Raw genomic sequence first — 22,396 nt, 5'->3', positions numbered from 1 at the left:
TCCGATGCGGCTGCTGCCCGCCTATCTGTGGCCGCGGTTCCTGAAGCGGCGCCTGCCGACCTCACTGTGGGGCCGGTCGCTGCTGATCATCGTCCTGCCGGTGCTGGTCATGCAGATGGCGGTGACCTGGGTCTTCTTCGACGCCCACTGGCAGACAGTGACCGCGCGCCTGTCCGAAGGCCTGGCCGGCGACATCGCCTGGGCCGTCGAAACCTATGAGGACGATCCCAGCCCGGCCAACCTGGAAAAGCTGGCCAATCGCGCCGAGCGGTCGATGTCCCTGTCCATCGTGCTCCAGGAGGGCCGCACCCTGCCGACGGAAGAGCGGCGCGGGGCCATCGGCGTGGTGGACCGGGTGCTGGACAAGGCCTTGGACGCCCGTGTGGACCGCCCCTACTGGTTCGACACCACCCGCTACCCCGCCTATGTCGATATTCAGGTGCAGGAGCCGCAGGGCGTCCTTCGCATCATCGCCCCGCGCGAACGCGCCGTGGCGACCCAGGCCCACATCTTCGTCCTGTGGCTGGCGGTGGCGACCGTCCTCTTGATGGGCGTGGCCATCCTGTTCATCCGCAACCAGGTCCGCGCCATCGAGCGGCTGGCCGATGCGGCCGAGGCCTTTGGGCGCGGCGAGACCGTGCCACGGTTCAAGCCGCATGGCGCGCGCGAGGTCCGCGCCGCGGCCGTCGCCTTCATGGCCATGCGCGACCGCATCCAGCGCCACATCGACCAGCGCACCGCCCTGCTCGCCTCGGTCAGTCACGACCTTCGCACGCCCCTGACCCGTCTTCGTCTGGAACTGGCCCTGGCCCCGCCGTTCAAGCGCCAGGCCGCCATGCGCGGCGACTTGGACGAGATGGAGCATATGATCGACGAATATCTCGACTTCGCCCGGGGCGAAGCCGGCGAACCGCCCAAGCCGGTGTCGATCTCCGATCTGCTCAAGGCGGCCGGCGAGGACGCTCGGCGCGTCGGCGCCGAGGTCCAGGTCCTGGTCCCCGAAGGCCTGACCGCATCTGTCCGTCCCCTCGCCTTCAAGCGCGCCTTGGTGAACTTGGCCGGCAACGCCGCCTCGCACGGCGAACATGTGCGCCTGTCGGGCCGCGCCCTGGCGTCCGGCGGGCTGGAGATCATCGTCGAGGATGACGGGCCGGGCATCCCCGAGGCCATGTATGACGAGGCGTTCCGCCCCTTCTCGCGCCTGGACGAGTCTCGCAATCAGAACCGCAAGGGTGTCGGCCTGGGCCTGGCCATCGCTCGCGACGTGGCTCGCGGCCACGGCGGCGACGTCGCCCTGGACCGCAGCGACATGGGCGGGCTGAAGGCCACCATCCGCGTTCCGGGAACCGTCACGGTCGCCGAGACCGTCTGAGGCCTTTCAGCTTTCGCCGGTCAGGGGCTGGCGAAACCGCGCCGCAAGGGTCATCTTGGTTCCGACAGGGCTTGGAGATGAATTCGATGCGTAGACTTGCCTTCTTTGCACCCCTGGTCGCGACCCTCGCAGCCGCCGCCATGGCCCAGGCGCAAGCCCCGGCCGTCAACGTCACGGTCGGCCCGGAACTTCAGCGTCAGGTCGAGAAGCTTGGCGACCGCGAGGTCAACGAACAGATCGCCGGCCTTCAGGCCGAGGTCGGCAAGGCTTTGCAGCAACGCTACCCCGGCGCCACGGCCAATCTGATCCTGACCGACCTGAAGCCGAACCGCCCGACCATGGAGCAGGTGCGCCAGACGCCGGGCCTCGACCCGATCAACAGCATCTCGATCGGCGGCGCCGCGATCAAGGGCGAGATCGTCACGGCGGACGGCCAGACCCTGCCAGTGAATTATTCCTACTTCTCGCCCAACATCGCCGATGTCTGGGGCTACAGCGTCTGGCGTGACGCCGACCGCGCCTTCGAGCGCTTCGGCAATCAGATCGAGCGCGGGCGCTTCTAACCCATTTCGCGGTTGCGCTTCACCGCCGCCGCAACCGTCTCGTCCAGCATCGCCGTCAGGCGGCCGTCCTTCGCCATGGCGTCAAGCCCAGCGCGGGTCGAGCCGCCGGGCGAGGCGATCCGGCCGATCAGGGCCTCCAGCCCATCGTCGCCCATCGAATCCGCTGCGGATCTCAGGGTGGCGCGCGCCAGCACATCCGCCGTCGCCGCATCCAGACCCGCCGCCTCCCCGGCCCGCGCCAGGGCCTCGGTGAAGGCGTAGAAATAGGCCGCGCCCGATCCGGCCACCGCCGTCGCCGCATCCATCAGGGCTTCGACGGCCAGAACCACGGTCTCGGCCATCGGCTCGAACAGCGCCCGCCCGATGTCCCCGGCTCGCGCATCCGCCGACCAGACCGAGGCGACGCCGCGTCCACGCGACACGCCGGTCGTCGGCATCACCCGCACGATGGGCCAGCCCCCGATCCCTTCCGCCAGCGTCGGCGCGGTCACGCCCGCCATCACCGACAGGATGACGGCCCGATCGTTCAGGAACGGCGCCAGCGGGGCCATCACCTCACGCCATAGCGCCGGCTTGACCGCCAGCACGATGACGGCGGCCTGGGTCAGCGCCTCCAGCGGCGGATTGATCCGCGCGCCCTGAGCCCGCGCCATCTCGGCGGCGGGCTTTTCCGACGGGCTGAGGATGATCAGGTCGGACGCCGCCACCGTCGCGGTCAGCAGCCAGCCTTCCAGAATGGCGGATCCCAGCCGGCCGCAGCCGACCAGGACGACAGGCCCCGCCACAGAAGCCGCGCCTGGCATCAGGCGGTGCCGACGGTCTCGAACAGGCAGGCGTCGATGGCCTCCTGCGGCTTCTTGTTCCCGCGCACCATGAAGTCGAAGGCGGGGTAGTAACGATCCGAGGCCTCGATGGCGGCGTCGATCATGGACGCAGCCTGGGCCAGGGTCGGGCGCTCGCCCATCGGCAGGGCCAGCGAGTGGCGGAAGACGATCTCGCCGTCCTCGGCCCAGACTTCGAAATGGCCCATCCAGGTGCGCTGGTTGATCAGGCCGACCAGTTCATAGGCGGCGGTCTTGCGGCTCTTGGCCACCTTCAGGTCCAGCGCGCAGCACAGCTGAAGGCAATCACCCTCGGGCCGCCAGGCGAACCACAGCTCATAATCCTTCCAGTCGCCGGCCAGAGCAAAGGCCAGGTCGCCGTCATCGGTGCGGTCGAACGGAAGATTCTCGGCCGTAAGAACATGCTCGACGACCTCAAGCGGGTCGAACGGCACGTCCACTTCCTCTGACCGGGCGATATCCATCAGTAGTCTCGATTCGAGCTGCGTCCGCGAGAATCGCGGGCATTAACAGAACGGTAAGCCTGTTCGCAGATTCGGCTCAACCGGCTGCGTCCCCGGGTTGAGTTCCATCTGTGGACGTTCCCTCAGAAGGCTTGCTGGCGGGCTTTGCAGCCGGTTTGCCAGCAGGTTTCGAGGCCGCCTTCAGTTCCGAGATCTCGGCCCGCAGGGCGGCGATTTCGTCCTTCAGCACATCGAATTCGTCGCGGCGGACCAGGTCCATCTCGGCGGCGATACGGTCGGCCTGCCCTCGCCAGGCGGTCTTGGCCTCTTCGCCGGCGGCCTGGGCCAGGCCCATGGCGCCGGTCGTCAGTTTGGCGAACTCGTCCAGGATGGGATTGCGGGTCTGCATGGCGGCTCCGACCTCAACGTCGTTAACGAAGGTTCACCGACTATGGTGAACGAAACCTTTCTTTCTGCTGCTTCGCGGATGCCATCAAGGCGTTGTTATTCGTCTTCACAGGCGACGGACGCAGCGACGCTTGCTAAACCGCCTTTCAGAGACTGCCCTTCACAGGAACGCCCCTTGCCCTTTCCCGAATTCGATCCGGTTCTGATCCACCTCGGACCGCTTCCGATCCGCTGGTACGCCCTGGCCTATGTCGCCGGCATCGTGCTGGGCTGGTGGTACGCCGCGCGCCTGGCCAAGACCCAGCGTCTGTGGGCGCCGGGCAAGCCGCCCGTCACCACGACGCAGCTGGACGACCTGGTGCTGTGGATCGTGCTGGGCATCATCCTGGGCGGCCGTCTCGGCTACGCCCTCTTCTACAAGCCGGTCATGTACGGCCAGCTGTTCACTGGCCAGACGCTGGGCGAACGGTTCGAACTGTTCCAGCTGTGGACCGGCGGCATGAGCTTCCACGGCGGCTTCCTGGGCGTGGTCGTGGCCATCGCCCTCTATGCCCGCTCGCAGAAGATCGACATGCTGCGGCTCGGCGACATGGTCGCTCCTGTGGTGCCGATCGGCCTGATGTTCGGCCGCCTGGCCAACTTCATCAATGGCGAGCTGTGGGGCCGCGAGACGACCGTTCCCTGGGCCGTGCGCTTCTGCAACGCCCGCATCGAACAGATGTACGGCTTCTGCCCCGCCGGCGACGCGCCCCGCCACCCCAGCCAGCTCTATGAGGCCGGTCTGGAGGGGATCGTTCTGCTGTCCATCCTGTCCCTGGGCATCTGGAAGTTCGGCCTGCTCAAGAAGCCGGGCTACATCACCGGCCTGTTTCTGGTCGGCTATGGCGTCTGCCGCGCCGCGCTGGAGAATGTGCGCGAGCCCGACTTCGGCATGCCCGACTTCCCGCTGGGCCTGACCATGGGGATGATGCTGTCGATCCCGATGATCCTGGTCGGCGCCTGGCTCATCTGGCGCGCGTGGAAGCGTCCGCCCGTCGCCGCCGAGGCATGAGCCAGGACGAAACCCTGAAGTCCCGTCTGGCGCGAGAGATCGCCCTGACGGGGCCGATGACGGTGGCCGATTACGTCACCCGCTGCCTGCACGATCCCAAGGGCGGCTACTATGCCTCGCGTCCTGACCTGGGCGCACGCGGCGACTTCATCACCGCACCCCTGGTCAGCCAGATGTTCGGCGAACTGATCGGCCTGTGGGCGGTCGAGACCTGGAACCGGCTGGGCGCACCCGAACGCTTCCGCCTGGTCGAGGTCGGCCCCGGCGACGGCACATTGATGAGCGACGCCCTGCGGGCCGCCCGTCTGGCGCCCGGCTTCCTGGAAGCCTGCGACCTGATCCTGATCGAACCCAGCGCCCCCTTGCGCGATCTTCAAGCCAAGGCCCTGGCCGGCGCCGACCTGTCGCCCCGCTGGGTGCGCGACCTGACGCGGACCGAGACCGACGCCCCCGTCATCCTGATCGCCAACGAAGTGCTGGACTGCATGCCTGCGCGTCAGTTCGTCCGCACCGACGGCGGCTGGGCCGAACGCCGCATCGGCGTCACCGACAACGGCGACCTGATCTTCGGCCTCACCGCCATCTCCGGCGGCTTCCACAAGCCCGACTTCGACATCGCGCCGGGCGGCATCCTGGAAATCTCTGAGCAGCAGGCCTTCTTCGGCCGCGACCTGGGCATGCTCATGAAGGCCGCCTCGGGCGCCGCCCTGCTGATCGACTACGGCCGCGCCCGGCCCGAGGCCGGCGACACCCTCCAGGCCCTGCGCCGTCACCAGAAGGTCGATCCCTTGGCGACGCCGGGCGAGGCCGACCTGACCCAGTGGGCCGATTTCCTCCTGGTCATGGAGGCCGCCGTCCGCACCGGCGCCGACGTCACCGGCTGCCTGCCCCAGGGCGAGTTCCTGCGCCTTCTGGGCATCCAGGCCCGCGCCGAGGCCCTGGCGACCAGCCGGCCCGCAGCCGCCCCCGTCATCGCGCGCCAGCTCGACCGCCTGACCGGCGACGACCAGATGGGTAGCCTGTTCAAGGCCGCCGCGATCTTTGCGCCCCGATCCCTGGTCGTGCCCGGCTGGGACGCCTGATATAGGTGGGGGCATGAGCGATCTGGCCCCCATCACCCACCCGCTTCTGACCGCCGCCGGCATCGCCCACGGCTTCTTCACCCGCGCGGGCGGGGTATCGACCGGCATCTACGAAGGCCTGAACGCCGGGGTCGGCTCACAGGACGATCCCGCCGCCGTCGCCGAGAACCGCCGTCGCGTCGCCGCCCATTTCAATGCCGACGCCGACCATCTGAACGGCTGCTACCAGATCCATTCCGCCGTCGCCCGCGTCGCAGAAGGCCCCTGGCATGGCGACCGGCCCGAAGGCGACGCCGTCGTCTCGGCCGAGCCCGGACTGTTGTGTTCGGTCCTGACCGCCGACTGCGCGCCGGTGCTGCTGGCCGATCCCGAGACCCGTATCGTCGCCGCCGTCCATGCCGGCTGGAAGGGAGCCTTGGGCGGCGTGATCCATTCCGCCGTCGCCGCCATGCAGGCCCTGGGCGCCGATCCGCGCCGCACCTTGGCCGTCGTCGGCCCGTGCATCGCCCCCGCCAGCTATGAGGTCGGCGTCGATTTCGAAGACCGCTTCACCCACCACGACCCCGGCAGCGAGCGCTTCTTCCACCCCGGCGAGACCGACGACAAACGCCAGTTCGACCTGCCTGGCTTCGTCCTGTGGCGGCTGCAACAGGCCGGCGTCGGCCAGGCCGTCTGGACCGGCCACGACACCTGTTTGGACGCGGACCGGTTCTATTCGAACCGCCGCGCTTTTCAGCAAGGCGAACCCGACTTTGGACGTTTGATTTCGGTGATCGGGGCTTAGCCCGCGCGCGCCAGCTCCGGCACCCGCGTCACTTCGCGCCACGCATGCGGCGCAGCCAGCAGCGCCCGCACCAGACGGTTGTTCAGCGCGTGGCCCGCCTTGTAGCCCTCGTAACGGCCCAGCAGGGGCGCGCCCAGCACGTACAGATCGCCGATGGCGTCCAGCGCCTTGTGACGCACGAACTCGCGTTCCATGCGCAGGCCTCCGGGGTTCAGGATGTCGTCGCCGTCGATGACCACGGCGTTCTCCAGCGAGCCGCCCCGCGCTAGGCCCGCCTGACGCAAGGCCTCGACCTCATGGGCGAAGCCGAACGTGCGGGCGGCCATGATATCCTTGCGGAACGTCGGCTCGTCCACGACGAAATCGATGACCTGATTGCCGATCACCGCCGACGGGAAGTCGATCTCGAACCGCATCTCGTAACGGTCGCACGGCAGCAGGGCCGCGTGCTTGTCGCCCTCGACGACGTGGACCGTCTCCAGGATCTCGATATAGCGTTGCGGCGTGGGCTGCGGACGGAACCCCGCCCGGTCCAGCAGTTGCACGAACTCCAGCGCCGACCCGTCCAGGATCGGCAGCTCCGGTCCGTCCACCTCGATTACAGCATTCGACACGCCCAGCGCGGCGAAGGCGGCCATCAAATGCTCGATGGTCGACAGGCGAACGCCTGCGCCGTTCTCGATCATGGTGTTCAGGCGGGCGTCCACGACGGCCTCGCCCGACACCAGAATGCGGTTGTCGCGGTCGGTGATGTCGGTGCGCACGAAGACGATGCCCGTGCCCGAGGGCGCAGGCCGAACCGCCAGCCGCACGCGGCGGCCGGTGTGCACCCCGACGCCGGCGATGATGGCCGGTGCGACGATGGTGTGTTCGTGATGGTCGTTTCTGACCGACAAACTCAAACTCGCTCTTCATTATGCGCGCCGCACGCCGTGCGGATTGCGCCCTGCATGTCCTTTAGCCGGGGCGCCGCAACCGTGAAATCAAAGTCCGGTTTCGGATTGTTTCGCTCTGGCACAGCGCCTGAAACGAAGAACGCCCCGGAGCCGGGCTCCGGGGCGTTCCATCGTCACTTGGGTTGTCTAGTTGGCCAGACGGCGGAGAAAGGATGGGATTTCCAGGTCGTCATCGGCCTGTCCCGCCTCCGGTTCCGCTTGCTGCGCCGGCTGGGCCGCGCCGCGCATCTGATGCGTCGGCTGCGGCGCATAGGAGGCTTCGTGCTGAGGCTGGGTGCGCTTGCCACGACCGAACAGGCTCCAGCCGCTGCGGCGATGATCGCGGTCATCATAACCGTCGTCGGCCTGGGGCTGCGCGACAGGCGCGGCGCGTTCACGTTCGGCGTAGAGGTCGCCCTGAGGCGCGATGCGCGGCGCCGGGGCGCGGGTCTCATATTCCTCCACCCACGGATCGACGATGGGATCCAGGGCGCGCGGCTGCTGTTCGGCGACGCGGATCACCGGCTCGGGGCGCGGTTCCGGCTCGCGAGCGGCAGGGGACTGAAAGGTCGGCACGACCGGCGCCGCCTCGATGCGGGGCTCAGGCGAACGCGGCGCTTCCGCACGGACGGGCTCGCGATACGTGTCCCGCGTCGGTTCCGGCGCGCGCGACGGCTGCGTGCCATACAGACCGCCGGCCGAACGGCGGGCGTCATGGCCGGCCAGCGGCGCGCTGGCGGCGGGCGGCGCGATGGGTTCGATACGCTTGATCTCGCCCTCGTCCATGCCGGTGGCGACGACCGAGACGCGGATCTTGCCGTCCAGCGCCGGATCGAAGGCCGCGCCGAAGATGATGTTGGCGTCGCCGTCCACCTCGGCCGAGATGGCGTTGGCGGCCTCGTCGACTTCCAGCAAGGTCATGTCCAGACCACCGGTGATGTTCACCAGCACGGCCTTGGCGCCCTTCAGCGAGGTCTCGTCCAGCAGCGGGTTGGCGATGGCGTTCTGGGCGGCCAGCAGGGCGCGGTCATCGCCCGAGGCCTCGCCCGTGCCCATCATCGCCTTGCCCATCTCGGACATGACGGCGCGCACGTCGGCGAAGTCCAGGTTTATCAGGCCGGGCAGGATCATCAGGTCGGTGATCGAACGCACGCCCGAGTGCAGCACCTGGTCGGCCATGCCGAAGGCGTCGGCGAAGGTGGTGCGTTCGTTGGCGACGCGGAACAGGTTCTGGTTCGGGATGACGATCAGGGTGTCGACATAGCGCTGCAGCTCGGCGACGCCCGCGTCAGCCAGGCGCATCCGGTGGCGGCCTTCGAAGGTGAAGGGCTTGGTCACGACGCCGACGGTCAGGATTCCGCGATCGCGCGCGCACTTGGCGATGACGGGGGCCGCGCCGGTGCCGGTGCCGCCGCCCATGCCGCAGGTGATGAAGACCATGTGCGCACCTTCGAGGTGCTGATGGATTTCGTCGGCGGATTCTTCGGCGGCGTTCATGCCGACTTCGGGGTGGGCGCCGGCGCCCAGGCCTTGGGTGATGGTCTCGCCCAGTTGAATGCGGCGATCCGTCTTGGCGAAGCTGAGGTGCTGCGCGTCGGTGTTGGCCACGACGAACTCGACCCCTTCGAGGCCGGCGTCGATCATATTGTTCACGGCGTTGCCGCCGGCGCCGCCGACGCCGAACACGACGATCCGGGGCTTCAGTTCAGTGTGTTGCGGCTTGACCAATGAAAGCGACATTTTCTTTTTCCGACCTGCTGACCCGCCCCTTCAAACCAACCGACCGCCCCCGCCGAATCGCTTTGGTTATGAGCGCGTTAAGGATTGCGCCCATGAAGGTTAAGAGAAGGTTACGGCGATAATGTGAGTCGGGTGAAAGACCAGCACAAACCAAAAGCTTGGCCGCAGTTTTCCAGATTTCAAAGAAAAAGGGCGGCCCTTTCGAGCCGCCCTTTTCCCTGCTTGGATAGCCCTATTTACCAGGGACGGTAGTTCAGGCTGATCGAATAACGACGACCGTAGGGATCGAAGTTCGAGTAGAGCGTGGCGCCCAGCCAGCGCGCCTGTTCGGAGTCGAACGCGTTCTGGACGGTGCCCGTCAGGGTCAGGTCATCGCGAACCTGATAACGGACCGAGAAGTCGTTCCGCATGAAGTTCTTGGTGTCGAGATAGCGTTCATCACGCGAGTCGGCGTTCTGAACGAAATCACGACGTTGCACGATGTCCTGGGCTGTCTGCCAGTCGGCGACCCAGGTGATCCGCAGGGGCTCGATCGGCGTCTGCCAGGTCAGGGTCGAGGTCAGACGCGTTCGCGGATAGAAGAGCGTGCTCGACAGTTCGGTGAAGTCGTTCGGGTTCTCGATGTTGTTGAAGTTCTTTTGCTCGATCAGCCACGAACCGTTCACGGAATGCTGGAACACACCCCAGTTGCGGCCGAGCATGTCTTGCGTGTCGAACCGGTAGTTGGAGGTGAAGTCCAGGCCGCGAACATTACGCTTGGCGTAGTTGATCGAGCTTTGCAGGAAGTCGACCAACTGGAAGCGGTCATCACCCGGAGTAGCCGGAATATCCACGCCCGAACGGGTCAAGGTCTGGCAGGCACTGGTATTCAGCGAGGGGCCGTTGACGCAGTTTTCCGCTGCAACCTGCGCGCTGACCGCCGCGATGACCTTGTCGATGGTGATTTCGTAATAGTCGAGCACCAGCGAGAAGTTCGGGATGAAGCGCGGCTGAAGAACCGTCGAGAAGGTGAAGGACTCGGACTCTTCCGGCTGCAGGTCGGGGTTGCCGCCGTTACGACCAGCAACGCTGCTCGAATAGACCGGGCGATAGGCGTTCGCTGCCGTCGGATCGGTGAAGTTGTAGGTCAAACCAAACTGAGAGGCCAGGGCCGCGCAGTTGACGATACGGTTCGCAGCACGCTCCCGATCCGCCAGGTTCTGGATGTTCAGAGTGGCGCAAGGGTCGGTGAACGCGAGGAAGGTCTGCGTCTGCGGGGAGTTGGTTTCCGACAGTGTAGGCGCGCGAACCGAGGTGTTGAAGCTGGACTTGAACGCGATGTCGCGGATCGGGCGATAGACCAGATTCACGCCATAGACGTCGCTGGCGCCGAAGGTCGAGAAGTCGCTGTAGCGGTAAGAACCGCTCAGTTCGGCATACTCGCCCAGGAACGAGTCACGCATCAGCGGGATCGACAGCTCGGCAAAGGCTTCGTTGGTCTCATATTCGGCGGGCAAGAAGTCAGCGCCGCCGTTCAGCTGCGCGTAGGTCGTGCCCAGCGAGCGGCTGCGGCCCGTACCTTCGGTGTATTCCTTGCGGTATTCGGCGCCCAGAGCGACGCCGATAGGGCCAGCGCCCCAGAAGTCCCAAAGTTGACCCGAGACCGTAGCCAGCGCGTCGTGCTGTTCGTTGATTTGATCGATCGTCAGTTGAGCACGCACATATTGAAGTGCTTCTTCGCTCTGGTTGCCCAGACCGAACACGTTCAGAGGCTTACAGTTCTGAACGACCGACGACTGCGAGTTCAGCGTGCCCGGAACGTTCGGGTTGCGGCTGGTCACAGTTCCGCCGTTCGCCGTCAAGGCCTGGACGCGGCAGACGATGTTGCCCGATGCATCGCGAATGGAGTCCATCGCGTAAGAGAAACGTTCGATGTCCAGACCGCGTTCGACGTTCTTGTTATCGACGCGGCCGTAGGTGTAGCCGATGTCCCAGTCGATGTTCTTGACGAAGCCGAGATCGCCCGCCGACCCGTTCAAGCCGATGACGTAACGTTGCAACTGCTTTTCGTTGGTTTGCGGACGGTCGAGCAGCCAGGCGCTATAGCGCGCGAAGGGAGCAGGCGTGGTGCCCGTCTGGACGCCAGCGGCGCCTGCCGTCGCAGGACCATAGACCGGCGTGGTGTTGCCGCGGATGGCTGCGGCGAGATTGGCCGGCAGGAAGGCGTTGTCCGTGCGCGTCGTATAGGCCGACGTGCTGAGGATCTGCATCGAGTTGCCGGCGTTCAGCGTGTCGGCGATGTAGATATCGCCGAACGAATAACCGGTCGCCAGGTTCGTCGTCTCATCGACGTATTTGGCTTCGGCGTACAGATTGATATTGTTCGTGATCTTGAAGTTGGCGCCGACCTGGAAGCGGGCGTTTTCGGACTTCGGCAGCGTCGAATCGACGTTGAAGATCGTGTTCGGGTTCTCGCCGTCGCCGCCCACGTTCACGCCGCGGTTGGTGCCGGTCAGCTGCACCCAGTTTCCGAAATCGGCGACCCGTGCGTTGGCGCCGTCGAACACATAGGTTCTTCCAGGGGCCACGCCGAAGCAGGAGGCCGACGTGATCGACGTAGTCGTGCACTGTCCGGCAGGGATCGTGTTCGGATTGTTCAGCGCGCTGGGCTGATAGTTGTTGGCGAGGGTGACCTGACCCCAGCGAAGCAGTTGCAGCGTGCGTCGGTCCTTGTAGAGCAGGCTGTCGGTGACGCCGTCATAAGACGCAGCCGCCGTGTCGGCGTCGCGGCCGACCAGGCCCCAACCGCCTTGCAGCCAATCGATGTCGGCCGCCAGAACTTCGTCCAGCTCCTCGTATTCACCGAAGGCGTAGACGTTCAGGCGATCATCAAACAGATTCTTACCGGCCAGAACCGAGATACGCTTGGAATCTTGACCGCCGTCGTTCAGCTGGGCCCAACGGGTATCGATTTCCAGACCTTCGAAGTCCTTGCGGAGCTTGAAGTTCAACACGCCGGACACGGCGTCGGAACCATAGACGGACGCCGCGCCGCCGGTGACGATTTCGACGCTTTCGATCAGAAGGCGCGGAATGGTGTCGACATCGACTGCGAGAGTGCCTTGGGGCGAACCGACGTGACGACGACCATCGACCAGCGTCAGGGTCCGGCCGGAGCCCAACGAGCGAAGGTTCGGCAGCGACAGGCCGCCCGCGTTCAGAACGCCTGCGGTGGTGTCCGATGGCACCTGGGAATTCATCAGCGCCGGGATGGTCGCCAGGTAGTCGATGACCGTGTTCTGACCGGTGGTGAGCAGGGTCTCACGGTCGACCTGGATCAACGGGGTCGGCGCCGTGACGGGGTCGCGACGGATGCGCGAACCAGTGACGACGATCTCTTCAACCTGGGTCGCATCGGCGGCCTCAGCGGCCGTTTGCTGGGCTTGCGCCCAGGCCGGGGCGGACATGGCGACGACCCCTGCCAAGATCGTCGTTCCGAACAAGTGATTACGTTTCAAATTCATGATGGATGGCCCCACTGATACCCAGATGCGAATAAGCGAGTCAGCTCCCGGCCCGCTTATTGGATACCTTCGTCTATCCGAATATGTCGGCCAGGCAACCATTGTGACGCAAATCAGGCCGCCAAGCGTCGAATATGTTACAGGGATGACACAGTTCTGCCGTTCTCAGCCACGGCAGCTATCGGCCCGACTTATTAGGGCTAGAGGTTATCGCGCAACCACCCAGCCACGCGCCCCACCACATTGCCGCGGTGGATACGGGGCGCATCCGCAGCGGTGATCTGGCGCGCCATCAGCTTGCGGGCCGATACCGCCTCGCGCGGGCCGTAGGCGGCGCGGAGTAGTACGCCGGCGGTGGCGCAGAAGGCGGGGCCGGAGGCGGCGTCGGCCAAATGTGGCGCCCGTTGGGGTTTTCCGAGGCGGACGGGACGGTCGAAGACGCGCACCGCCAGTTCGCGCACGCCGTTCAGCTGGCTGGCGCCGCCGGTCAGGACCAGGCCAGCCCCAGGCTCCAGGCCCACGCCGGCGTTCTTCAGCCGGTCGCGCAGCAGTTCGAGGGTTTCCTCGACGCGCGGGGCGATGACGGTCTTCAGCATGGCGCGCGGGACGATGACGGGGCCGGCGGAGGCGTCCTCGCCACGCGGCGGGGCCTCAAGCATCTCGCGGTCTTCGTTGGCGCTGGCCATGGCCGAGCCGTGTAGGGTCTTCAACCGTTCGGCGCCGGCCTTGGACGTCGACAGGCCGCGCGCGATGTCCGAGGTGACGTGGTCGCCGCCGACGTTCAGGCTTTCGATATGCAGCAAGGACCGCCCGCCCCACACGGCGGCGCTGGTCGAGCCGCCGCCCATGTCGATGCAGACGGCGCCCAGGTCCATCTCGTCCTCTTCCAGAGCGGCGAGAGACGACACGACGGGCGCGGCGGCCACGCCCTGAAGGTCCAGATGCGCCAGTTCCAGGCAGTGGCTCAGGGTCGTGAACACATTCTCGGCCATGGAGACGACCAGCAGGTCCAGTCCCAGCGAACCGCCGCGCATCGAGCGCGGATCATGCACGCCGCGCGCCCCGTCCACCGACCAGGCGATGGGCAGGACGTGGATGGGCCGACGGTTGGGCAGGCGAATCTGCGCCAGGGCCATGCCGATGGCGCGCGCCAGGTCGGCGTCCCCGACCGGATTGGCGCCCAGAGAGACCCGAGCCTGGACCCGGTGGCTGGCCATCTGGCCGATGGCGGTGGTGACGACGACGCCGGAGACCGGGCTCTGGGCCGCACGCTCGGCGCGTTCGACGGCGTGGCCGATGGCCTGGGCGGCCTCGTCCATGTTGATGATGGCCCCGCCCTTAACGCCCTTGGACTGGACGTGGCTGGCGCCGGCGACGCGGATGGTGCGGTCGGCGTGGCGCACGCCGTCGGGCTTCATGATGAAGCACGAGACCTTGGACTGGCCGATGTCCAACGCCGCGATCACGGGCGCGCGACCGGCGCGAGGATCCATGCCCCGACCCTGATCGTTCGCCGCTCCGCGTTGCTTGGTCATGATCTTGGCGTTCCTAGGCGTCGCCGGCAGGTCGCACCGCGACCTCGTCCGGGGTTCTGAGATCGACACGGGCGAAGCCCAGGTCGAGCAGGCGTTCGCGCTGGTCCAGCGCATCGAGGCGGATCAGGGCCGCCTCCTGTTCGGTGGCGGGCAACTGGATCAGGCTGCCGTCCTTCAGACGCAGATCCCAGCGGCGCTCGTCCACGCGAACGAGGGCGTCCACCATCCCCATAAGGCGGGGACGCTGGGCCAGCAGCGGCAGGATTTCGCCGGCCGCGACATCGGCGCCCTTGCCCACGACCAGCGGCAGGCTCGGATATCGGCGCGCATCGGCCCCGTCGATGACCTGACCGCGCGCGTCGATGACCTTGATCTGACCGGCTTCCTGCCAGACGGCGAGACGGTCGTGTTCCTTGACCTCGATGATCAGGGTGTCGGGCAACAGGCGCACCACGCGCGCCTCCTTGACCCAGCCCACGCCCTGAACCCGCGTGCGGATGGCGTCCAGATCCAGGCTGGTGATCGGCTGGCCGGAATACAGACCCAGCGCCTGCTGGATCGCCGGCTCGGCCTCGGGCGAGGCGCCGGTGATATGCACCCGCTTCAGCGTCAGACCCATGCCGGCCGTCAGATTATCGACCCCATGCGAAACCGAGGCGCCGATCCGCTCGGCGCGGGCGCCCGTGGCCAGAACCCCGACCAGCAGCAGCGCGCCGGCGCCCAGGGCGATCACGGCGGTGCGGGGTGAAATATCGACACGGCCGATGGCGGCCATCTTGCCGGGAATGGCGGACGCGTTCTTGGCCCCGCCACGCGACCGCCCTCCGCCTTTGGGAGCCGCGCCGCGTTGGGGAGCCTGATTAGAACTCTGTCGCCGACCGCCGCGAACTACCGCGGGCATGAGGCGTCCTCCACCATCCACCGAACCAGATCGTCGTAGCTCATCCCGGTATGGGCCGCCTGCTCGGGCGCGAGCGAGGTCGGGGTCATGCCGGGCTGAGTATTGACCTCCAACAGGACCAGATCGTCCTTAACATCGTCATAACGGAAGTCGGATCGGGACACGCCCCGGCACCCCATGGCGACGTGCGCGGCCTCGGCCTGACGCAGGGCCTTATCGAACACAGGAGCAGGCAGGACGGCGGGCAGGACATGCACCGACCCGCCTGGCGCATATTTGGCCTCGTAGTCGTAAAAGCCCTTGGTCGGGGTGATGTCGGTCACCGTCAGGGCGCGCGGCCCGGCCGGTTCGCCCAACACCGTGACGCACAGTTCCTTGCCGGCGATATAGGGTTCGACCACGACCTGTTCGCCATAGGCCCAGCCCGGTTCGCCCACCTCGGCCACGGGCCGATTGGCGCCCTCGCGCACCAGGAAGACGCCGACGGACGAGCCTTCCGCGTTCGGCTTGACCACATAGGGCGGGTCGATGACGTGACGGCTGGCGACCTCGTGGCGATCATACAGGCCGCCGCCCGGCACCTTGATGCCCGCCGCCCGCAACACGGCCTTGGACTTGTCCTTGTCCATCGCCAGAGCCGAGGCCAGCACGCCCGAGTGGCTATAGGGTATCTTCAGCGTCTCCAGCACGCCCTGGACGCAGCCGTCCTCGCCCCAGGCGCCGTGCAGGCAGTTCAGCACCACATCGGGCTTGATCAGGCCGGACAGCACATTGGCCAGGTCGCGCCCGGCGTCCACGCGGCTGACGCGCACGCCCTGACGCTCCAGCGCCTGCGCGCACTGCTCGCCCGACGACAGCGAAACCTCCCGCTCTGCGGAAAGGCCACCCATCAGGACGGCGACATGAAGGGATGCGAAGGGGCGGGTCATGGGCGGCTCCAGAACCGTCTGGATGCCGCGCAGGTCGTTAACAGCCCGTCAACCAAACCCTCAAGACGTCACTGAAGTGTTGATGACGCTGTTGTTTCAATCACGATCACAGGCACATCCTCGGCCGTCGCCTCAATCGCGGCCGGCTCAACTTGCCGCGCGGTGGCCGCCGCCGGTGTCAGGTCCAAGGCATAGAGATAGGCGCCCTGACACTGTTCCTTGTCGCCGTAAGACCACTCCGCTGCGCGGTGACGCAGACCCGCTGTCGCAGCGGGCGACGCAGGCGCCAACAGATCGTCGCGCACCGTCATGTCCGGCCGAAGCTGCTCGCCAGACAAGTCGAACGCGCCGGCATAGACCGCCTCACCGTCGCGGGCCTCGAACCCTGAGTTGCCCAGGCAGAAATGGGTGATGTACTGGCCGACATTGACCGCGCTCAGCCGCCAGCGACCGGGCGGCACGGAGAAGGTCTGGGTCACGGCCCGTGTGCGGTCGCCGCGCACAGCGCCGCGCGTCGGCAGGGCGACGGCGAACAGCGCAGGACGACCGTCCTGCTCCCAGGGCTGGACATCGGGCGCGGGCCCCTGGCGCGTGAAGAACAGCGTCCGACCGCCTTGTTCGGCCATGCCGGTCAGCCGCACGGTGATCAGAGCGTCTCCAGCCGTCACCGCGACCTCTTCGGCCTTGAGAGCGCGCGGCGGGCGAGCGGTGCGCGGCGCCTGCGGCCCCTTTCGTCCGGGCGGCGGCGTCGCGCCTTCCGGAGGCTGGGCCTGCAGGCTCAGGGACACCTTGTCCAGATCGCCTGAACGGCCGATCAGCACCGTCCCGCCACGTACGGCGTCGTTATTATACGCGCGGACGATCTCGCCCTTCGGCTGCGTGGCGCCGACATGTTCGGCCAAGGCGGCGTGAAGCTCCGGCTGCTCCAGCGCGTCCAGCGTCTTGCCTTCCGTCTCGTCCAGGCGAACGACGCGCCAGCCGTCTACCACCATGCAGTTCTCGACGTTGGCGGCGACGCCTCTGCGTTCATGCATGCCGTTCATGGCGCCCTGCATGACGCCGACGACCAGCGCGCCCAGCAATCCGCCGGCCGCCGCAGCCCCCGCCGCGCCATTGTCGTCGGGCTGACGCATGCGCGAGGCCTCGACCATACAAGCGCTCACCGCCGCATCATGCTGAGCCAGATCGACGCCGGCGCGGTTGAAATAGGTGTATCCAGCGGTGGACCGCGTCAGGTCGATACGGTTCTTGGCATCCGGAACGGCAGGCCCGACCGCCGCCCGCGTGACGAGTTGAGCCTGAGCCGGTTCTGCGACCAGGGCCATAAGACCCACGACGGCTGCGATACGCTTCATCTGATTTCTCCCCCAAGAAATTTTCCCGTAACGCGCGGACCCCTCCCGCGCAACTAGAGATCAGCGTCGGCCGATCCGCTTGATCTCCCACTCCAGCTGAACGCCGGTCTTGGCCAGCACATCGGCCCGCACCGCCTCGCCCAGGCCTTCGATATCGGCGGCGGTGGCCTCGCCGGGGTTGATCATGAAGTTGGAGTGCAGGTCGCTGAACCTGGCTCCGCCGCCTGTCTCTGCGTGCAACTTGCCACGCCAGCCGGCCTCGTCCACCAGTTTCCACGACGAATGGCAGGGTGGGTTCTTGAAGGTCGAGCCGCCCGTCTTTTCCCGGATCGGCTGGGTGGTCTCGCGGCGGCTGGTGATGTCGTTGATCCGGGCGGCGACGGCCTCGGGCGCGTCGGGTGCGCCACGATAGGTCGCCTCGATCCAGATGATGTCGGCCGGCACCTGGCTATGGCGATAGGTGTAGCCGAAGTCGGCCAGAGCGTAATCGACCCGCTCGCCCTTGCGATTCAACCCCCATGCCGAGACCAGCACGTCCTTGGTCTCCGCGCCATAGCAACCGGCGTTCATGGTCAGGGCGCCGCCGATGGTCCCCGGAATGCCGGCATAGAATTCCAGCCCGGCGATCCCCGCCTTGGCCGAGGCCTTGGCGACCATGGAATCCAGCGCGCCGGCGCCGGCCGTGATCGTATCGCCGTCCGTCGTGATCTGCGCCCAAGGCCGCCCGGCCAGGCGGATCACCACCCCCTCGACCCCGCCGTCACGCACGATGACGTTCGAGCCCACGCCCAGCACGGTCACGGGCACAGCCGGGTCCAGCGCCTTCAGGAAGTAAGCCAGGTCATCAGCGTCCGCCGGGATGAACAAGGCCTCGGCGGCCCCGCCCACCCGGAACCAGGTGAAGGGCGCCAGCGGCTCGTTAAGCAGCAGCTTGCCGCGAACCTCGGGCAAGTCGATCACGACAGCGCCTCCAACTGCCCCGGCAGGGCATAGGCCCAGGACGTGATGTCGCCGGCGCCCAGCAGCACGACCAGATCACCCGCCTTGGCCTCGCCCGCGATCACGCCGGGCAGGGCCTCTACACCCTCCAACGCCTGGACCGAGCGGTGACCGAAGCGGCGGACGCCGTCCACCAGCGCATGCTTGTCCACCCCGTCCAGCGGCGCCTCGCCCGCCGCATAGACGTCGGCCACGATCACCGCGTCGGCGTCCGAGAAACAGGTCGAAAACTCTTCCATCAGGTCGCGCAGGCGTGTGTAGCGGTGCGGCTGGACCACGGCGATGACACGGCCGTCGCCCTCAGCGTTCTGCACCACCTGGCGCGCGGCCTTCAGCACGGCGGCGATCTCGACCGGGTGGTGGCCGTAGTCGTCCACGATCCGTACGCCATTGACGACGCCCGTGGTGGTGAAGCGGCGCTTGACCCCGCCGAAGCCGGCCAGGCCGGTCCTGATCGCCTCGTCGGCCACGTTCAGCTCGCGCGCCACGGCAATGGCGGCCAAGGCGTTGGCGATGTTGTGGCCCCCGGCCATGGGCAGATACAGGCCGTCGATCCGCGTCTCGTCGGCATCCGCTCCCGCGCCCTGGAACACCACGTCGAACCGGCAGCCGTCCGCGCCCATGTCGATGTTCTCGGCCCGCACCATGGCCTGGGGATTGACGCCGTAGGTCACCAGTCGCCGGTTATCGATGGCGGCGACCAGCCGCTGCACCTCCGGGTGATCCAGGCAGACGGCGGCGAAGCCGTAGAAGGGGATGTTCTCGACGAAATCGATGAAGGCCTTCCGCACCCCGTCGAAGTCGCCGTAGTGATCCAGATGCTCGGGATCGATGTTGGTCACGATGGCCGCCGTCGATTTCAGGCGCAGGAAGCTGCCGTCGCTCTCGTCCGCCTCGACCACGATCCAGTCGCCGTCGCCGACCTTGGCGTTGGTGCCATAGGCGTTGATGATGCCGCCGTTGACCACCGTCGGATCCAGGCCCGCCGCATCCAGCAGGGCCGCGACCATCGAGGTCGTCGTCGTCTTGCCGTGCGTGCCGCCGACAGCGATCGAGAATTGCAGCCGCATCAGCTCGGCCAGCATCTCGGCCCGTCGCACCAGCGGGATGCGCCGTTCGCGGGCCGTCTTCATCTCGGGGTTCTCGGCCTTGACCGCCGTCGAATAGACCACCGCCGAAACGCCCTCGCCCACATGGGCGGCGTCATGGCCGATGAAGATTCGGGCGCCGAGCTGTTCCAGGCGTTCAGTGTTGGCGCTGGCCTTGGCGTCCGAGCCCTGAACCGAATAGCCGATCTTCAGCATGATCTCGGCGATGCCGCTCATGCCGATGCCGCCTATGCCGACGAAATGGACGGGACCGAGGTCGAATGGAACGGGGCGAAGGCGTGCGATCATCGAAGCGTCATAGACAGACGCGATGCGTTTTGCATCACCCTTCGCAGCCGGTTACCCGACCTTAACCACAAGGATTCACCATGGCGGTCTCATTGTTGCGGGGCCGCGTTCCATGTCCGATCTGAAGACCCCTGTCCTCGCCAAGGACGTCATTCACCGTGGCGACTGCATCGAAGTGCTGAAGAGCCTGCCCGACGCCTCGGTGGACATGGTCTTCGCCGACCCTCCCTATAATCTGCAACTGGGCGGCGACCTGCTGCGTCCCGACAATTCCAAGGTCGACGCCGTGGACGACGACTGGGACAAGTTCGACAGTTTCGCCGCCTACGACGCCTTCACCCGCGCCTGGCTGGCGGAATGCCGGCGCGTGCTGAAGCCTGAGGGTTCGATCTGGGTGATCGGCAGCTACCACAATGTCTTCCGACTGGGTTCGGCGATCCAGGACCTGGGCTTCTGGGTGCTTAACGACATCATCTGGCGCAAGTCCAACCCAATGCCGAACTTCAAGGGCACCCGGTTCACCAATGCCCACGAAACCCTGATCTGGGCCGCCAAGAGCCGCGATCAGAAGCGCTACACCTTCAACTACGATGCGATGAAGGCCTTCAACGAAGACACCCAGATGCGGTCCGACTGGACCTTCGCCCTGTGCACCGGCGAAGAGCGGATCAAGGACGCCGACGGCAAGAAGGCCCACCCGACCCAGAAGCCCGAGGCCCTGCTGCACCGCGTCCTGCTGTCGGCGACCCGCCCCGGCGACGTGATCCTGGACCCCTTCTTCGGCACCGGCACGACCGGCGCCGCCGCCAAGCGGCTGGGCCGTCACTATATCGGCATCGAGCGTGACGAGACCTATGCCGACGTCGCCGAGACCCGCATCGCCTCGGTCATCCCCGCCCGCCCCGAGGACCTGATCGTCACCGGCTCCAAGCGCGCCGAGCCCAAGGTGCCCTTCGGCGCCCTGGTTGAGGCCGGCCTGCTGAACGCCGGCGATCGTCTGTATTGCCCCAAGGGCGAGCGCGAGGCCCGCGTCCGCGCGGACGGTTCCCTGGTCTCCGGCTCGCTCAGCGGGTCGATTCACAAACTGGGCGCCCTCCTGGAAAACGCCCCCGCCTGCAACGGCTGGACCTACTGGCGCTTCAAGACGGACCAGGGCCTGAAATCCATAGACGCCCTGCGCTCCGAGGTTCGCGCCGCGATGTAAGTTGATGCGACCCCACGTCGCATCAGCCACATCAAGCACTTAGCCGGCAACGCGGGGCCGATACGTACGATTTCGCACACGAACGCAGGGCCAGCTTCGCTGTAACCTACCGAAACCTATGTGAAAATTCGCAAGCCGCGATGGAACTTCGCAGTTGCGAGACCATTGTTGTCCACGGCCCCCGCCGGTGCGGGGTCGGAGCACAACATCATGAAGATCGCGCAGGTCACCCCGCTTTACGAGGCCGTTCCTCCGAAGCTTTACGGCGGCACTGAACGCGTCGTCGCGCACCTGACCGACGCCCTGGTCGATCTGGGCCATGATGTCACCCTGTTCGCCAGCGCCGACGCCCACACCAAGGCGCGCCTGGTGCCCGTCCGCGATCAGGCCATTCGCCTGGATCCCGCCCCGCTCAAATCCGACCTCGCCGCCCACCTGTCCATGCTGGGCGAGGTGATGGACCGCGCCGACGAGTTCGACCTGATCCACTTCCACACCGACATGATCCATTTCCCGCTGTTCCGGCAGTATGCGGACAAGACGATCACGACCCTGCACGGGCGCCTCGACATGAAGGACCTGCCCGGCGTCTATGCGCGCTGGAGCGAGTTTGGCCTGGTCTCCATCTCGGACGACCAGCGCAAGCCCCTGCATTTCGCCAACTGGAAGGCGACCGTCCATCACGGCATGCCGAGCGAACAGTATCTGTTTTCACCCAAGTCCGAGGGCTACCTCGCCTTCCTGGGCCGGATCTCGCCCGAGAAACGCCCCGACCGCGCCATCGAAATCGCCACCAGACTGGGCAAACGCCTGAAGATGGCCGCCAAGGTGGACGCCGCCGACAAACGCTATTGGGAAGAGACCATCCGTCCGATGGTCGAGGGCAATCCCCTGATCGAGTTCATCGGCGAGATCGGCGACCACCAGAAGTCCGCCTTCCTTGGCGGCGCCGACGCCCTGCTCTTCCCCATCGACTGGCCCGAGCCCTTCGGCCTGGTGATGATCGAGGCCATGGCCTGCGGCACACCGGTCGTCGCCTTCCGCTGCGGCTCGACGCCCGAGATCATTGAGGACGGCGCCACCGGCTTCCTGGTCGATACGATGGAACAGGCGATCGTCGCCGCCGGCCGCGCCCATCTGCTGGACCGACAGACTGTTCGCGCCCGCTTCGACCTGCGGTTCTCGGCCACCGCCATGGCCCGCCGCTACCTGGACGTTTACGGCGACCTGTTGGCCCGGCGTCCCTTCGCCGAGGCGCCGCTAGGCAATGTGATTACGCCCTTACGCCCCATCGAAGAAGATCGCAGCTTCGCCGCCATCGCCTAAGCGTCGCAGCCGACGATTATCCAAGAA

19 protein-coding genes are annotated in these 22,396 nt (G+C 66.7%); 7 read left to right on the top strand and 12 right to left on the bottom strand.

All coding sequences use genetic code 11. From position 1 onward, the window contains the following. The first annotated feature begins 4 nt into the window (after window positions 1–4). Complete coding sequence (locus tag ACP693_RS06375; protein ID WP_426018068.1) at window positions 5–1,372, top strand: ATP-binding protein; 1,368 nt, start codon at window positions 5–7, stop codon at window positions 1,370–1,372. 86 nt (window positions 1,373–1,458) lie between these two features. Then, the gene (locus ACP693_RS06370) at window positions 1,459–1,935 is read left to right on the top strand and encodes a hypothetical protein (protein ID WP_426018070.1); all 477 of its coding nucleotides are present in this window, start codon (window positions 1,459–1,461) and stop codon (window positions 1,933–1,935) included. Here the strand turns inward: ACP693_RS06370 and ACP693_RS06365 are convergent. The 3 genes from ACP693_RS06365 to ACP693_RS06355 form a co-directional block, all read right to left on the bottom strand. Beyond that, window positions 1,932–2,720 carry a pyrroline-5-carboxylate reductase family protein gene (locus ACP693_RS06365; protein WP_426018072.1) on the bottom strand — a complete coding sequence of 263 codons (789 nt, stop codon included), beginning with the start codon at window positions 2,718–2,720 and terminating at the stop codon, window positions 1,932–1,934. The genes ACP693_RS06370 and ACP693_RS06365 overlap by 4 nt on opposite strands. A 17-nt stretch (window positions 2,721–2,737) precedes the next feature. Then, complete coding sequence (locus ACP693_RS06360) at window positions 2,738–3,241, bottom strand: YbjN domain-containing protein (protein ID WP_426018074.1); 504 nt, start codon at window positions 3,239–3,241, stop codon at window positions 2,738–2,740. A 76-nt stretch (window positions 3,242–3,317) separates the two neighbouring features. Next, window positions 3,318–3,629 carry an accessory factor UbiK family protein gene (locus ACP693_RS06355; protein WP_426018076.1) on the bottom strand — a complete coding sequence of 104 codons (312 nt, stop codon included), beginning with the start codon at window positions 3,627–3,629 and terminating at the stop codon, window positions 3,318–3,320. 174 nt (window positions 3,630–3,803) lie between these two features. On the opposite strand from ACP693_RS06355, the gene lgt reads away from it, so the two are divergent. From lgt to pgeF, 3 genes are read left to right on the top strand one after another with little or no spacing between them, the layout of a single operon-like run. Then, window positions 3,804–4,679, top strand: a complete 876-nt coding sequence (gene lgt, locus ACP693_RS06350) for a prolipoprotein diacylglyceryl transferase (protein WP_409713313.1) — start codon at window positions 3,804–3,806, stop codon at window positions 4,677–4,679. Then, complete coding sequence (locus ACP693_RS06345; RefSeq protein WP_426018078.1) at window positions 4,676–5,761, top strand: class I SAM-dependent methyltransferase; 1,086 nt, start codon at window positions 4,676–4,678, stop codon at window positions 5,759–5,761. Before lgt ends, ACP693_RS06345 begins: the two co-directional genes overlap by 4 nt. A gap of 13 nt (window positions 5,762–5,774) precedes the next feature. Then, window positions 5,775–6,545: a peptidoglycan editing factor PgeF gene (gene pgeF / locus ACP693_RS06340; protein ID WP_426018080.1), complete on the top strand. Its 771-nt coding sequence runs from the start codon at window positions 5,775–5,777 to the stop codon at window positions 6,543–6,545. Here the strand turns inward: pgeF and lpxC are convergent. The 9 genes from lpxC to murC form a co-directional block, all read right to left on the bottom strand. Continuing rightward, on the bottom strand, window positions 6,542–7,441 hold the full coding sequence (lpxC, locus tag ACP693_RS06335; RefSeq protein WP_426018081.1) for a UDP-3-O-acyl-N-acetylglucosamine deacetylase: 900 nt from the start codon (window positions 7,439–7,441) through the stop codon (window positions 6,542–6,544). The genes pgeF and lpxC overlap by 4 nt on opposite strands. A gap of 186 nt (window positions 7,442–7,627) precedes the next feature. Beyond that, window positions 7,628–9,220 carry a cell division protein FtsZ gene (ftsZ, locus tag ACP693_RS06330; RefSeq protein WP_426018082.1) on the bottom strand — a complete coding sequence of 531 codons (1,593 nt, stop codon included), beginning with the start codon at window positions 9,218–9,220 and terminating at the stop codon, window positions 7,628–7,630. A gap of 236 nt (window positions 9,221–9,456) precedes the next feature. Further along, window positions 9,457–12,666, bottom strand: a complete 3,210-nt coding sequence (locus ACP693_RS06325) for a TonB-dependent receptor domain-containing protein (protein ID WP_425982444.1) — start codon at window positions 12,664–12,666, stop codon at window positions 9,457–9,459. A 257-nt stretch (window positions 12,667–12,923) separates the two neighbouring features. Continuing rightward, window positions 12,924–14,258 (bottom strand): cell division protein FtsA, encoded by a 1,335-nt coding sequence (gene ftsA, locus ACP693_RS06320; RefSeq protein WP_236547504.1) that lies wholly within the window; start codon window positions 14,256–14,258, stop codon window positions 12,924–12,926. Window positions 14,259–14,271: 13 nt separating this feature from the next. Then, entirely contained in the window at window positions 14,272–15,159 is an 888-nt protein-coding gene (locus ACP693_RS06315; protein WP_426018083.1) for a cell division protein FtsQ/DivIB, read from the bottom strand. Then, window positions 15,147–16,088, bottom strand: a complete 942-nt coding sequence (locus ACP693_RS06310) for a D-alanine--D-alanine ligase (protein ID WP_426018085.1) — start codon at window positions 16,086–16,088, stop codon at window positions 15,147–15,149. Before ACP693_RS06310 ends, ACP693_RS06315 begins: the two co-directional genes overlap by 13 nt. A gap of 68 nt (window positions 16,089–16,156) precedes the next feature. Further along, window positions 16,157–17,443, bottom strand: a complete 1,287-nt coding sequence (locus ACP693_RS06305; RefSeq protein ID WP_426018086.1) for a hypothetical protein — start codon at window positions 17,441–17,443, stop codon at window positions 16,157–16,159. Between the two features lie 60 nt (window positions 17,444–17,503). After that, the gene (gene murB / locus ACP693_RS06300; protein ID WP_426018088.1) at window positions 17,504–18,403 is read right to left on the bottom strand and encodes a UDP-N-acetylmuramate dehydrogenase; all 900 of its coding nucleotides are present in this window, start codon (window positions 18,401–18,403) and stop codon (window positions 17,504–17,506) included. Next, window positions 18,400–19,839, bottom strand: coding sequence for a UDP-N-acetylmuramate--L-alanine ligase (gene murC, locus ACP693_RS06295; RefSeq protein WP_426018090.1), 1,440 nt, complete (start codon window positions 19,837–19,839; stop codon window positions 18,400–18,402). The genes murB and murC overlap by 4 nt, the downstream gene beginning before the upstream one ends. Window positions 19,840–19,951: 112 nt before the next feature. Between murC and ACP693_RS06290 the strand changes: the two genes are divergently transcribed. Together ACP693_RS06290 and ACP693_RS06285 are read left to right on the top strand one after the other, a co-directional pair. Continuing rightward, on the top strand, window positions 19,952–21,043 hold the full coding sequence (locus tag ACP693_RS06290; protein WP_409713348.1) for a site-specific DNA-methyltransferase: 1,092 nt from the start codon (window positions 19,952–19,954) through the stop codon (window positions 21,041–21,043). A gap of 210 nt (window positions 21,044–21,253) precedes the next feature. Then, window positions 21,254–22,369, top strand: a complete 1,116-nt coding sequence (locus ACP693_RS06285) for a glycosyltransferase family 4 protein (RefSeq protein WP_426018092.1) — start codon at window positions 21,254–21,256, stop codon at window positions 22,367–22,369. The last annotated feature ends 27 nt before the right edge of the window (window positions 22,370–22,396 follow it).

The sequence above is a fragment of the Brevundimonas sp. TWP1-3 genome, from assembly GCF_049896085.1.
Classification (GTDB): Bacteria; Pseudomonadota; Alphaproteobacteria; order Caulobacterales; family Caulobacteraceae; genus Brevundimonas.
Note: the sequence above shows the minus strand (reverse complement) of the source record. Positions and strands in the feature narration are given on the sequence as shown.

Coding starts and splice junctions, on each gene's coding strand:
- ACP693_RS06370 (WP_426018070.1), top strand. CDS start 1,459: ATGCGTAGACTTGCCTTCTTTGCACCCCTGGTCGCGACCCTCGCAGCC.
- ACP693_RS06325 (WP_425982444.1), bottom strand. CDS start 12,666: ATGTCCGCCCCGGCCTGGGCGCAAGCCCAGCAAACGGCCGCTGAGGCC.
- ACP693_RS06290 (WP_409713348.1), top strand. CDS start 19,952: ATGTCCGATCTGAAGACCCCTGTCCTCGCCAAGGACGTCATTCACCGT.
- ACP693_RS06310 (WP_426018085.1), bottom strand. CDS start 16,088: ATGACCCGCCCCTTCGCATCCCTTCATGTCGCCGTCCTGATGGGTGGC.
- pgeF (WP_426018080.1), top strand. CDS start 5,775: ATGAGCGATCTGGCCCCCATCACCCACCCGCTTCTGACCGCCGCCGGC.
- ACP693_RS06375 (WP_426018068.1), top strand. CDS start 5: ATGCGGCTGCTGCCCGCCTATCTGTGGCCGCGGTTCCTGAAGCGGCGC.
- ACP693_RS06345 (WP_426018078.1), top strand. CDS start 4,676: ATGAGCCAGGACGAAACCCTGAAGTCCCGTCTGGCGCGAGAGATCGCC.
- ftsZ (WP_426018082.1), bottom strand. CDS start 9,220: ATGTCGCTTTCATTGGTCAAGCCGCAACACACTGAACTGAAGCCCCGG.
- ftsA (WP_236547504.1), bottom strand. CDS start 14,258: ATGACCAAGCAACGCGGAGCGGCGAACGATCAGGGTCGGGGCATGGAT.
- ACP693_RS06305 (WP_426018086.1), bottom strand. CDS start 17,443: ATGAAGCGTATCGCAGCCGTCGTGGGTCTTATGGCCCTGGTCGCAGAA.
- murC (WP_426018090.1), bottom strand. CDS start 19,839: ATGATCGCACGCCTTCGCCCCGTTCCATTCGACCTCGGTCCCGTCCAT.
- ACP693_RS06315 (WP_426018083.1), bottom strand. CDS start 15,159: ATGCCCGCGGTAGTTCGCGGCGGTCGGCGACAGAGTTCTAATCAGGCT.
- ACP693_RS06360 (WP_426018074.1), bottom strand. CDS start 3,241: ATGGATATCGCCCGGTCAGAGGAAGTGGACGTGCCGTTCGACCCGCTT.
- ACP693_RS06285 (WP_426018092.1), top strand. CDS start 21,254: ATGAAGATCGCGCAGGTCACCCCGCTTTACGAGGCCGTTCCTCCGAAG.
- ACP693_RS06355 (WP_426018076.1), bottom strand. CDS start 3,629: ATGCAGACCCGCAATCCCATCCTGGACGAGTTCGCCAAACTGACGACC.